General features: G+C 34.6%; 13 protein-coding genes. 3 read left to right on the top strand and 10 right to left on the bottom strand.

Translation table 11 applies throughout. The features are described from left to right. The first annotated feature begins 15 nt into the window (after window positions 1-15). Window positions 16-246, top strand: coding sequence for a DUF8828 family protein (locus AC061E_RS06455; protein WP_086453598.1), 231 nt, complete (start codon window positions 16-18; stop codon window positions 244-246). A 2-nt stretch (window positions 247-248) separates the two neighbouring features. Here AC061E_RS06455 and meaB read toward each other — a convergent pair whose 3' ends face one another. From meaB to AC061E_RS06440, 3 genes are all read right to left on the bottom strand, one after another. Continuing rightward, window positions 249-1,340 (bottom strand): methylmalonyl Co-A mutase-associated GTPase MeaB, encoded by a 1,092-nt coding sequence (gene meaB / locus AC061E_RS06450; protein WP_478285614.1) that lies wholly within the window; start codon window positions 1,338-1,340, stop codon window positions 249-251. Between the two features lie 94 nt (window positions 1,341-1,434). Continuing rightward, window positions 1,435-2,082 (bottom strand): NAD(P)-dependent oxidoreductase, encoded by a 648-nt coding sequence (locus AC061E_RS06445; RefSeq protein ID WP_478285510.1) that lies wholly within the window; start codon window positions 2,080-2,082, stop codon window positions 1,435-1,437. A gap of 54 nt (window positions 2,083-2,136) precedes the next feature. Further along, a complete protein-coding gene (locus AC061E_RS06440) occupies window positions 2,137-2,544 on the bottom strand; it encodes an RrF2 family transcriptional regulator (RefSeq protein WP_478285509.1) in 408 nt (135 codons plus the stop codon). A gap of 141 nt (window positions 2,545-2,685) precedes the next feature. On the opposite strand from AC061E_RS06440, the gene AC061E_RS06435 reads away from it, so the two are divergent. After that, complete coding sequence (locus AC061E_RS06435; RefSeq protein WP_478285508.1) at window positions 2,686-3,597, top strand: AEC family transporter; 912 nt, start codon at window positions 2,686-2,688, stop codon at window positions 3,595-3,597. 49 nt (window positions 3,598-3,646) lie between these two features. Beyond that, window positions 3,647-4,858: an MFS transporter gene (locus tag AC061E_RS06430; RefSeq protein WP_478285507.1), complete on the top strand. Its 1,212-nt coding sequence runs from the start codon at window positions 3,647-3,649 to the stop codon at window positions 4,856-4,858. Between the two features lie 45 nt (window positions 4,859-4,903). On the opposite strand, the gene AC061E_RS06425 is transcribed toward AC061E_RS06430, so the two are convergent. The 7 genes from AC061E_RS06425 to AC061E_RS06395 all read right to left on the bottom strand — a co-directional run bounded on the left by AC061E_RS06425 (window position 4,904) and on the right by AC061E_RS06395 (window position 12,512). Beyond that, window positions 4,904-5,785 (bottom strand): DMT family transporter, encoded by an 882-nt coding sequence (locus AC061E_RS06425; protein WP_478285506.1) that lies wholly within the window; start codon window positions 5,783-5,785, stop codon window positions 4,904-4,906. Continuing rightward, on the bottom strand, window positions 5,785-6,366 hold the full coding sequence (gene nudK, locus AC061E_RS06420) for a GDP-mannose pyrophosphatase NudK (RefSeq protein WP_478285505.1): 582 nt from the start codon (window positions 6,364-6,366) through the stop codon (window positions 5,785-5,787). Before nudK ends, AC061E_RS06425 begins: the two co-directional genes overlap by 1 nt. A gap of 18 nt (window positions 6,367-6,384) precedes the next feature. Next, a complete protein-coding gene (locus AC061E_RS06415; protein ID WP_478285504.1) occupies window positions 6,385-7,416 on the bottom strand; it encodes a cellulase family glycosylhydrolase in 1,032 nt (343 codons plus the stop codon). A gap of 77 nt (window positions 7,417-7,493) precedes the next feature. Further along, window positions 7,494-8,765: an adenylosuccinate synthase gene (locus tag AC061E_RS06410; protein WP_478285503.1), complete on the bottom strand. Its 1,272-nt coding sequence runs from the start codon at window positions 8,763-8,765 to the stop codon at window positions 7,494-7,496. Window positions 8,766-8,814: 49 nt separating this feature from the next. Continuing rightward, entirely contained in the window at window positions 8,815-9,273 is a 459-nt protein-coding gene (locus AC061E_RS06405) for a Fur family transcriptional regulator (protein WP_086453606.1), read from the bottom strand. A 118-nt stretch (window positions 9,274-9,391) separates the two neighbouring features. Further along, on the bottom strand, window positions 9,392-11,614 hold the full coding sequence (locus tag AC061E_RS06400; protein WP_158728329.1) for a RelA/SpoT family protein: 2,223 nt from the start codon (window positions 11,612-11,614) through the stop codon (window positions 9,392-9,394). Window positions 11,615-11,726: 112 nt separating this feature from the next. Continuing rightward, the gene (locus AC061E_RS06395) at window positions 11,727-12,512 is read right to left on the bottom strand and encodes a TrmH family RNA methyltransferase (RefSeq protein ID WP_478285502.1); all 786 of its coding nucleotides are present in this window, start codon (window positions 12,510-12,512) and stop codon (window positions 11,727-11,729) included. Between the last annotated feature and the right edge of the window lie 57 nt (window positions 12,513-12,569).

The raw sequence follows: 12,569 nt of genomic DNA, 5'->3' as shown, positions 1-12,569 counted from the left end.
ATAAAATAATACATAATGGAATTACCAAAATTTTTACTAGGAGACAATACTGATTTTCCCGAAGATATTTTTATCATACACTTAGACTATCCAAGATTTATAATTAATCTGAAAGACGATGAGGTAGAGTTTATGGAAGAAGCTGAGGATTTAGATGAAGCCGAATTGAATACTGAAATGGAAGGATTAATCGTTCTTGCCAATGAGTTTTATGACCGGGAAATGGAACGCTACGAAAAAGAGTAAGTTTACTCTTTTTTGAAATAGGTTTCTAATAATTTTTGAGCGGCTGCAAAGGGTGAAATTTCATCATTTTGCACCGCTTTTTTTGTAGAGGTTAATGATTTTTGGATTTCTGGATTGCTAAAAAAATTGGTTTTTAATTGTTCGTTGATCGTCTCAAGCATCCAATATTGATTTTGTTCTTTTCTTTTTTCAAAAAAATAATTGTTCCCTTTGGTCAGCTCTAAAAATTTTTGAATGGTTTGCCACACTTGGGGTATGCCTTCGTGAGTAATGGCACTACAAGCTGCCGTGGTTGGTGTCCAGCCTGATTTTTTGGCCGGAAAAAGATGCAAAGCTCTGTTGAATTCTAATTTGGCAAGATTGGCTCTTCGTACGTTATCCCCATCGGCTTTGTTGATCACAATAGCATCTGCCATTTCCATAATCCCGCGTTTAATGCCTTGTAATTCATCGCCTGCCCCAGATATTTTTAACAACAGAAAAAAATCAACCATACTGTGAACAGCCGTTTCGCTTTGGCCTACGCCAACAGTTTCTATAATAATAATATCAAACCCTGCAGCTTCACAAAGTGTAATGGTTTCACGAGTTTTACGGGCTACACCTCCTAATGTTTCTCCTGAGGCTGATGGACGGATAAACGCATTTTTATCTTTGACTAGTTCTTCCATACGAGTTTTATCACCCAGAATACTTCCGTGTGAAATAGTACTACTAGGATCGACGGCTAGTACGGCAACTTTTTTTCCTAAGCTCGTTAAGTATTTCCCAAATGCCTCAATAAAAGTGCTTTTTCCCACGCCGGGAACACCTGTAATTCCAATTCTAACAGATTGTTTAGCATGTGGCAAGCAAGCTGTGATTACTTCATTGGCTTTAGCCAAATGAGTACTGCTGGTGCTTTCTACAAGAGTAATGGCTCGGCTCAAGGCAGTAATATTTTCGGCTAAAATGCCTTCAACGAGCTCTTTTGCGGACGGTTGTATTTTTCTAAAACGCTGAATAGCACCAACAGATGTTGTGCTTATCATATCGGGAGGAGAAATTCCGGGTTTTTCGTGTAGTGCGCTTGGGTTTTTGTTTTTTTGTTCCAAAATATGTTGGCGTTGAACTGTAAAAGTACTAAAAACAAAAACAGTTTCAAATAAGCTTTTGCCTTTTGAAACTGTTTTTTGTAATGAGATAAAATTAGTATGCTGCCGTAAATCGTACTTGATGATGCTTTGGTTCTTCGGCTTCATCGGCAATAACAACCGCAAGATCCTCTACAGATAGGATGCTTCTATTATCTTCATTAAAGACAGGATTTTCTAAACCCAAACGGTATTTTCCAGTTCTTCCTGTAGTTATCCCTTGGTGCATCTCTAAAGCTGGACTAAAGAATGTCCAATTCAATTCTTTTTCCTCTTTAATATGATTCAAGTAATCTCTTGCAGCGGTAGCGCCCGTATAATATTCCTTAGGGAAATCAGGTGTGTCTACTGCTTGAACATTCGGCGCAACATACAAACTACCGCCACCTCCAATGGTGAGGAATCGTTTTGCATCTGATTTTTTTACCGCTTCCTGAATTGTTTTTGAGGCTTCAAGAAAATCGTTGTAAAAGTTTGGATTTGTCCAGCCTGCACTATACGCGTTAATCACAAGATCATTTCCTGAAATGGCCTCAAGTAATTCCGTTTCTACATGGGCATTGGCCTTAATCCATTTTACGTGTTCTTTGTTTTCGTCTTTTGGGTTTCTCGCAATTGCAGTAATTTCATGATTACGTGCGTTTAATTCGTTTAAAATAGCAGTGCCCACAAATCCTGTGGCGCCAATAATAGCAATTTTCATAATGTTGGGGTTTAATAAGTAATAAAAAATGTTACAGTTTAATTCAAAAAAAGTTTAAAATTGGTTCGAAAATTTTTCGAGTGTTATGTTGCTCAATTCAGAGCTGATTTTAGTGTTGATCTCATCATACAAATCAGTTAGTTTTTCATTCATTTTTCTTCCGATAGGGCATTTTGGATTGGGCGTGTTTTTTGCAAAGCCTAAGTTAACCGTTTCAAAAGTCATTTTAAATATGGTATCTAAAGTAAGGGAAGCTGCTGAAACGGATAATTTACTACCTCCATTTTTACCTTCTTTACTAACTACAATATTATTTTTTTTAAGGTTTGCTATCTCTTTCCTAACCAAAACGGGGTGTACATTCATACTCGAAGCCAAGAACTCTGAGGATAAAAATTCCTCAGGAAATTGATGCAGCAATGTGAGAATGTGAATGGTTATAGCAAACTTACCTGAAATCATACTGTAATAAAATATGTTACAAATATACGATGTATTTTTAATTTACCAATTTTAAAATGTTTTTTTCTTCGTGATGTGCCTATTTGTAAATTCATTTGATTCAATTCATAAAATAGGGGTACTTTTGTAGCAAATTAAGCTATGACCAATTTTATATTAATTTTTGTTTTTTTAGTACTCGGTATTGTTTTGCAACATTGCAAAGGATTTCCAGTAGACATTTATAAATTTCTGAATAAAATTGTAATTTATATTTGTCTTCCCGCGCTTGGACTATTTTACATCCCTAAAATAAAATGGAGTACGGAGTTGCTTTTTCCTATTGGTGTGGCTTGGATAGGCTTTATCGGCGCGTACCTTTTTTTTACACTTTTAGGGAAAAAATTTGGTTGGTCTAATAAACTCATTGGATGTTTGATTCTGACGGCAGGATTAGGAAACACTTCCTTTTTAGGATTTCCCATAATTGAGGCTTTGTATGGTGAAGAAGGATTGAAAACAGCTATCTTGGTTGATCAACCCGGATCTTTTGTAGTACTTTCTACCCTAGGTATTCTAGTCGCTACGATGTATTCTAGTAGTCAATCTAATGGATTTGATATTTTAAAAAAAATCCTTTTTTTTCCACCTTTTATTACATTCATTATTGCATGTATCATGAATAATTTAGGATATGATTTTGTTGATACGCTTCAATTTGGATTGCAAAAAGTAGGAAGTGGCGTAACACCAATAGCCTTGTTATCAGTTGGTTTACAGCTAAAGTTTGAACGTAAAAGTCAGCATTGGAGTTTTTTAGGACTCGGACTTCTATATAAATTAATCCTAACGCCTGCACTTATTTATTTGTTGTATGTTGTGCTTTTGCAACAGCACTCTAAAATTATTCAAGTAGCAATCATGGAAGCTGCTATGGCTCCTATGATTACTGCTTGTATCTTGTCTGCTTCCCATGGTTTAAAACCTCGTTTAAGTAGTATGATGATTGGTTTTGGAATTCCATTATCGTTTGTCACTTTGTTGTTTTGGTATTTTTTAGTACAATTCATTTGAACTGAATTATCACAACTAAATTTTATATACGTTTATCTATTTTTTAAATATGAATACATCTACTAATTCGGTGTCCCAAAGTGATACAAATCCTATTGCACAGCAAACTGTTTATTCGATCTTGTTCTCTATTGCGTTTGCACATTTATTAAACGATTTGTTACAAGCTGTTATTCCGGCATCATATCCCATTTTAAAACAAAATTTTAATTTGACTTTCTCACAAATAGGTCTAATTACGTTAGCTTATCAACTGGCCGCCTCTATTTTGCAGCCATTAGTTGGGTTATATACAGACAAGAGGCCAAAGCCTTTTTCACAAATCTTCGGGATGTTGTTTTCTATGTCAGGAATTATATGTTTGTCTTACGCTTCTAGTTTTGAAATGATTATTATTGCTGTTGTTTTGGTAGGAATAGGATCTTCTATTTTTCATCCCGAAGCTTCTAGAATATCGTTTCTAGCCTCTGGTGGCAAACGAGGATTGGCACAATCTATTTTTCAGCTAGGAGGTAATGCAGGTACTGCTATTGGGCCTTTATTAATTGCTTTAATTGTAGTTCCTAATTCACAGTTTTATATCATTTGGTTTGTTGCAGCGGCTTTAATTGGCCTAATGGTTTTGAGTAGAATTGCCTTATGGTACCAGCATCATTTGAGTTTGCGAAGCACCAAGAAAACAGTAATTGCTCTTCCGGATTTATCCCAAAATACCATTGTTTTAGCTGTGGTAGTTTTGTTGGTTTTGATTTTTTCTAAGTTCTTTTATATGGCTAGTATGTCTAGTTATTTCACTTTCTATCTTATTGAAAAATTTAGCTTGTCGGTACAAGATGCACAGTTTTATTTGGTTATATTTTTAGTTTCTTGTGCTATAGGTACACTTTTAGGCGGACCAATTGGCGATAAGTTTGGAAGAAAATATGTAATCTGGTTCTCTGTTTTGGGGGCTGCACCTTTCACCTTATTGTTGCCGTATGCCGATTTATTTTGGACAGGAGTTTTATCAGTGCTTATTGGAATCATCATGTCATCTGCTTTTCCTGCTATTTTAGTTTATGCTCAAGAGTTATTGCCTAAAAAACTCGGAATGGTTTCAGGATTGTTTTATGGTTTTGCTTTTGGAATGGGAGGTTTAGGTTCTGCTTTACTAGGTCATCTTGCTGATCAAACTAGTATAACTCATGTTTATTTTATATGTGCTTATCTTCCCTTGATTGGTATTATAGCGCTTTTTTTACCGAATTTAAAGAAGAAATAATGATTAGAAACAGACTGTTTTAATTTTTTTAATAAGTTACCAATTCTATTTTTTATTCGTAATTAACAAACCGGTAATGATGATTCCCATACTGATTATTTGCGAAAGTGAAATTTCTTGATGCAGAAATAAATAGGCTAATAGGCCACTAAATACGGGGATTAAGTAGTAAATTAAAGCTGTTTTTGAGGTGCCTATCAAACGAATAGCTTCGTTCCATACATAAAATGAAATTAAGGAGGCGCAAACGCCAACATAGCACGTAATTAAGATAGTTTTTGAATCCAGAGTTACTTTTTTAAAGTAAATGTGTTCTATGATGTAAACTGGAAGCAGAAAAATAGTTCCAATGACAAACACACTGAATAGAAATACTTTTGGAGCCAACGCATCTGGTTTCTTGCGAACTAAAATGGTGTAACTAGCAAAGAAGAAGCAAGCCAAAAGCATTAAAACATCTCCAACGGCAAATTTTATGTGCAATAATGCTTGAAATGATCCTTTGGAAATAAGAACCAAAACTCCAGTTATAATGATTGTAATTCCAATAGTTTGTGTAGTTGAAACTTTTTCTTTGAAAATAACACGGGACAATAATACTATAAATAATGGAATTGAAATCGCAATTAATGACAAGTTTAACGCACTAGTTGTTTTGCCAGCAAAGTAAATGAGTGTGTTAAAAATGGTAATGCCTAACAAAGCAGTAAGAGATAGGTATTTAACGTGTTTTTTGACTGTTGAAATGGTGTCAATAGTTGTTTTTAAAGCAAATGGTGCCAAAACAATACAAGCCACCGCCCAGCGCCAAAATGCTAAGCCAATAGGAAGGATGTGTCCTTTGATCCCACTTGCAATAACCATATTTCCTGACCAAAGTAAAGTAGCTAGTAAAGCAAATAAAACTCCTTTAATAGTGTTATTCATTACAAAAGGTTATTTATTTTGGCATACTGCAAGAGCATAATTGTTTTAGCATCTTTTAATTCACCACTTTCAATCATAGCATAAGCAGCATCAAATGGCATTTCAATAACCTCAATATTTTCCTCTTCATGTTCGGCTCCTCCACCTGCACTTACTTTCATATTGGCATTATATTCACCGGTAAATAAATAGAGAATTTCAGTAACAGCACCCGGCGACATGTAAGTTTCCATAATTCTTTTTACTTTTGAAATTCGGTATCCCGTTTCTTCTTCTGTTTCTCTTATAATGCATTGTTCAGGATTGTCTTGATCAAGAAGTCCTGCGCAAACTTCAATCATCATGCCGCTGTCATTGCCGTTTAAATAGGTAGGAAGTCTAAACTGCTTTGTAAGTACAACTGTTTTAAACTGCGTGTTGTATAGCAATATGGCAGCTCCATTACCTCTATCATAAACCTCTCTTTTTTGAGTAATCCAAGAGTTATCTTTTTTTTGATAATCAAATGTTACCTTATTTAAATGATACCAGTTGTCAGAAAGAATTTCAGTGCTTTGGATTTTAATATTTGGATTTTTCATTTTAAGTTCTAAAAAAAATTAAGGATTTCGAGGTTTAGCAGCTAGGTTTTTATAAGTGGAACCCCAATTATTATTGTTAGTGTCATTCGGATTGCCATCAGCAGTGAGTAGTGCATCCAGGTCATTTTTGTCATATTTCCATACCCATGCACATATAGAAAATCCTTTGTTGTACGCAGCATCAAGAAAATACCGCGGATCCATTAAAATTCCAGCATTCATAGGAGCTGTTTCTCCAAAAAGGATTGGTAAATTTTGCTTTTTTAATGCATCCATTCTACTATTTATGTTAGTAGTATTGTCTAAGAGCCATTTTTCATAAGCATGTATATCAAAGATAATATTTGATTTTTTTTGTAAAAAAGTAATTCCTTTATTGAGCAACACGCTTTCATCTTGTCCCTGTTCTGCACAAGGAATCAAAATGATATTAGTATTCCCTGTATTTCTAATTTGGACTACTAGTTCTTCCATGTCTTTTTCCCAGACCTCATCAGTATACCCATCAGCTCGATCAAATCTGTAGGGCTCATTCCAAACTTCGATCCACACATCGGGTTGATTTTTAAAATACAGTGCCCAAGCTTGGAGTTTTTCTTTATAGGCTTTCCACCAAATGGTTTTTGACGGGCTTTTACCTGTAAATTCTGTGTCTGTTTTTCCGTCCCAGCCAAAACCGCATAAAATGGTAACTCTGTTATTTTTTCGATTTCCATCCACAACACTTTCTAATGAGTGTAAAAAAGAACCGTTACTGTCTTTTATAGGCATTCCGGTTAAGGGTTGCTCTAAGACATTACCAATGAATTCCCTAGCGATATCCATATTCCAACTACTCATTTTAGTGTCGTTTGCTCCAAAAACTTGAAATGAATTTGTTCCAATCAACTGAATGGGTTGGTTGTCTTTCAAAATTTTATTCCCTTTTACGCTATATTTCTGATTGTCGGCATTTAAAGTGATGTCTTGATCTTCCTTACAAGACAAGAGCATACTAAAACAAGCAAATAGTAGTGTATAACGTAAAATTATTCCTTGCTTTGGTATCATTGTGTGGTGGATTTGGCTTGGCTATTTCATTACTAATGTATAAAAAAACGCTCTGATTTACAGAGCGTTTAATGTATTTATTTTAATATGGTTTGTTTCCTGTCTGGACCTACAGATACTATTTTGATAGGCACTTCCACTTCTTTTTCAATAAAAGCAATGTACTCTTTTAATTCAATAGGCAACTCGTCATAAGTGGTCATGCCCGTTAAATCTTGTTTCCAACCTTTAAATTCTTGGTAAACTGGAGTCACATTTTCTGGCTCAATGTTGTACGGGAAATGTGAAATTTTTTCACCTTTATAATTGTAATCCGTACAAACTTTTAGAGTTTCAAATCCAGAAAGTACGTCACCTTTCATCATCATCAATTGGGTTACACCGTTAACTTGTACAGCATATTTTAATGCTACAAGGTCAAGCCATCCGCAACGTCTTTGTCTTCCTGTTACCGATCCAAATTCGTTTCCTACACGTGCCATTGTCGCTCCATCTTCGTCAAAAAGCTCAGTTGGGAAAGGACCACTTCCTACACGAGTAACATAGGCTTTAAAAATTCCGTAAACTTCTTTAATTTTATTTGGAGCAATACCTAAACCAGTACAAGCACCTGCAGCTGTAGTATTTGATGATGTTACAAAAGGATACGTTCCAAAATCAACATCCAGTAAAGAACCTTGAGCACCTTCGCACAAGATGGATTTACCAGACTTTTGAGCTTGGTGTAAATATTCTTCGCTGTCAATAAAATCTAATTTTTTTAATTCTTCGATTGCTTCAAAGAATTCAGCTTCCATTTCAGCTAAGTTGTATTGAATTGATACATCGTAAAATTTGATCATTTCTTCATGCTTGTCAGCTAATGCTCTATAACGATCTGCAAAATCTTCGAGTTCAATATCACCCACACGAATTCCGTTTCTACCGGTTTTGTCCATATATGTTGGGCCAATACCTTTTAATGTAGATCCAATTTTTGCTTTCCCTTTTGATGCTTCAGAGGCAGCATCTAGCAAGCGGTGTGTAGGTAAGATTAAGTGTGCTTTTCTAGAAATGATTAATTTGCTTTTGATATCTAAATTAAATTTTTCGAGACCTTCAATTTCTTTTTGAAAAACTACAGGGTCAATAACAACTCCGTTACCTATTATGTTTACAGCAGTTTTATGAAAAATACCGGATGGAATAGTTCTTAAAACATGTTTTATTCCGTCAAATTCTAAAGTATGACCTGCGTTTGGGCCACCTTGAAAACGTGCAATAATATCATATTTTGAAGTAAGAACATCAACAATTTTTCCTTTTCCCTCATCTCCCCATTGTAATCCTAATAATAAATCTACCGTCATTCTATGTGTTATTTGTAGTTAATTTTATATTTTAAGAACTAGTGTTCTCTTATTGTTTTTGTTTTTTATTGCCATACAGGTAAAGAGAATGATTGGTGATTTCAATGTCAAAAATCTCTTCAATAGTTTTCTTTATGGTTTGAATTCTTGGGTCACAAAACTCTATTACTTCCCCAGTATCAGTCATAATGATATGATCGTGCTGTTTGTCAAAATACGATTTTTCATAGTGCGCTTGATTTTGACCAAATTGATGCTTTCTAACCAAGGCACAATCTAGCAGTAACTCAATAGTGTTGTAAAGTGTAGCCCTACTCACACGGTAGTTTTTATTTTTCATTTTGATGTATAAATTTTCTACATCAAAATGCTCTTCGCTGTCATAAATTTCTTGTAGGATAGCATATCGCTCTGGTGTTTTGCGATGCCCTTTTTTTTCAAGATAAATCGTAAAGACATTCCTAACGATTTCTTGGTTTTTTGAGTTGTCTGTGGCAATAAGTGTCATATGCTGGCAAAGATAATTTTTTTAGTTTAAAATGTAAAGTTTTCTTTTTTGAATACATACAAGATTGAACTTGATTTATAAAAAAAAGGTGTTGGATACTAAATTAGTATGTGAATTGTTATGTTTTATATTCTCTTGTAACTTTGTCTATTCCATCTATTTTTTTGATGTTGCTGATCATTTTTTTCAAAATAGTATTGTTCTGCACAATAACGGTTACCTGTCCATGAAAAATACCGGCATCTGTGCTAAGTGAAATACTTTGGATGTTGACATTCATGTTGTTTGATATTACCTTTGTGAGTTCATTTGCAAGCCCCAATACATCCATTCCGGTAATATTGATAATAGCCTTGAATTCCTCTTGAGAGGAGTCAATCCATTTTGCTGACATGATCCGATAGGCATAATTAGATTGCATTCCTATTGCGTTAGGGCAATCTTTTTTATGCACTTTTATTCCTTCATTAATAGTAACAAAACCAAAAACATCATCACCCGGAATAGGATTGCAACATGGAGATAATTTATAATCTAGCTTATCATGTTCTTTACCAAAAACCAGCATGTCATAATTGCTGCTGATAATGGGTTTGTGTATGTCCTCGTCAGAAGTATGACTTGGTGAACGTTTTATTTTATTCTTGAAAAAATTAATAAACGTATTGCTTTTTTGCGCAGCATAGTCCTTGAGTTGTTGGTTTTCTATAGCACCTATTCCTACTCTATAAAATAAATCCAGACTTGTTTTGAGTTTAAAGAAATTAACCAGTTCATTAATAACTTGCTCACTCAATGTTATTTTTAAATGTTTTAATTTACGAGTAAGGAGTTCTTTCCCTTCTTCGCCAATTTTTTTGGTATTCTCGTTTAAAACATTTTTAATTTTTGTTTTTGCTCTAGAGGTAGTTACATAATCTAGCCAGTTTATGGTAGGTTTTTGATGCTGAGATGTGATCACTTCTATTTGGTCACCACTTTTTAGTTCAAAGTTTAGTGGGACTAATTTGCCATTTACACGTGTTCCTCTGGTTCTAATTCCTATTTCTGAGTGTATGCTAAATGCAAAGTCTAGAGAGGTAGCTCCTTTTGGCAATGATTTTATTTCTCCTTTTGGCGTAAAGACAAAAATTTCTTTAGAATATAAATTCATTTTAAAATCCTCTACAAAGTCAACAGCATTTGTTTCAGAGTTTTCTAGTGCCTCTTTCAAGAGGTTTAACCACACATCAAGTCCGCTTTCTTCAGTAGCGCCGTTTTTGTATTTGTAGTGTGCCGCATATCCTTTTTCTGCAATTTCATCCATACGTTCACTACGAACTTGCACTTCTACCCAGCGTCCTTTAGGCCCCATAACAGTAATGTGTAAGGCTTCATATCCGGTTGATTTAGGCGATGATATCCAGTCTCTCAATCGACTAGGGCTAGGCCTATAATGGTCTGTTACAATAGAATATATTTTCCAGGCAATGAATTTTTCTTCATGAGGATTTGATTTGTATACAATTCGCAACGCAAATTTGTCATACACTTCATCGAAACTTACATTTTGAGCTTTCATTTTTCTTCGGATGGAGTATATGGATTTAGGCCTTCCTTTAATGGCATACTCTACATTCTCTAAGTCTAATGATTCTTTAATTACGTTTGAAATATCTGCGATGTAGGCGTCTTGTTCTTCTTTGGTTTCTTTTATCTTGCTTACAATTTCATGATAAATTACTGGTTCAGTATATTTTAAGCCTAAGTCTTCTAACTTTGTTTTAATGTTGTATAAGCCCAATCGATGCGCTAGTGGCGCATATATATAAAGAGTTTCTGAAGCAATTTTGGTTTGTTTGTCCTCTCTCATCGAGTCCATGGTTTGCATGTTGTGCAATCTATCGGCGAGTTTAATCAAAATAACACGAACGTCATCATTAAGCGTTAAGATCATTTTACGGAAATTTTCCGCTTGTATAGAGGCATTCAAGTCTTTTTGCACCAATGAGATCTTCGTTAATCCCTCTACAATTTGAGCTACTTTTGGATTGAATAAGCGTTCAATGTCTTGTACAGTTGTTGGAGTATCCTCAACAACATCATGTAATAAGGCTGCTGCTATAGAAGTTGCTCCAAGACCAATCTCTGACGCTACAATTTTGGCGACAGCTATAGGATGAAAAATATAGGCTTCGCCAGATTTTCTTCTTTGGTCTTTGTGCGCTTCAACAGATACATCAAATGCTTTACGAATGAGTTTTTTATCTTCTTCGGTTAAGGTTTGGTAACTTATTCTTAGTAACTCTTTATATTCGTGTGCAATTGCTTTATTTTCTTTCTCGATATCAATTTCTATCATAACAGCTTTGTATAATCACTAAATTTAGCAATTTATTGTAATATTTGCAAATCAAAAAGGTGTTTTATCATTTTCTTAGCACTTAAAAAAAAGGTTTTATAAAGCTTTAATTTTAAAAACCCCTTTGTCTTTTGGCTTCAAAAATAAGTATTGCAGCTGCTACCGACACATTCATAGAATCAATTTCACCTTGCATTGGGATAATTATGTTTTGTGTTGCTGCATTTCGCCAATCTTCTGTAAGTCCTGTTGCTTCTGTTCCTACAACTAGAGCCGTTGGGGCAGTGTAGTCTTCTAAATGATAGGAGTTTGAGTTTTGTAAGGTTGCACAGTAAAAGTTGATTTTTTTATCTTTTAAAAAAGTAATAATTTCTGCCGTAGTACCAGTTGCAATTTGGTTGGTAAACAAGCATCCTACACTAGAACGCACTATATTAGGGTTGTATAAGTCGCTTTTTGGGTTTGCAATGATTACGGCGTCTAGATTTGCAGCATCGGCAGTACGCAGCAATGCACCTATATTTCCTGGTTTTTCTGGTGCTTCAGCAATAAGGATTAGAGGGTTTTTCGACAATTTGAGATCATTCAATTGCATAGATTTTGTTTTGGCTACAGCCAAAACTCCTTCGGTAGTATCTCTATATGCTAGTTTTTGATACACATCTTTATTTATAGAAATTAACTCAGCAGTGGCTGATAATTGAAATACTTCGGTTTCCGAAATAATATCTGGAAGAAATAAAATTTGATCCAGAACATATCCACCTTTAAGTGCAATTTCAATTTCTCTTTTCCCTTCTATTAAAAAAGTTCCAGATTGTTTTCGTGCTTTAGCCTTTTCCTGTAGTAGCACTAAGGATTTTATATATGGATTTTGAACTGAAGTAATTTGTTTCAAGATTTTGATCTATTTGATTTATAGTTACAAAGATACATAGAGAAATGACAGTTTTAA

This window comes from Flavobacterium sp. GNP011, from assembly GCF_056428925.1.
Note: the sequence above shows the minus strand (reverse complement) of the source record. Positions and strands in the feature narration are given on the sequence as shown.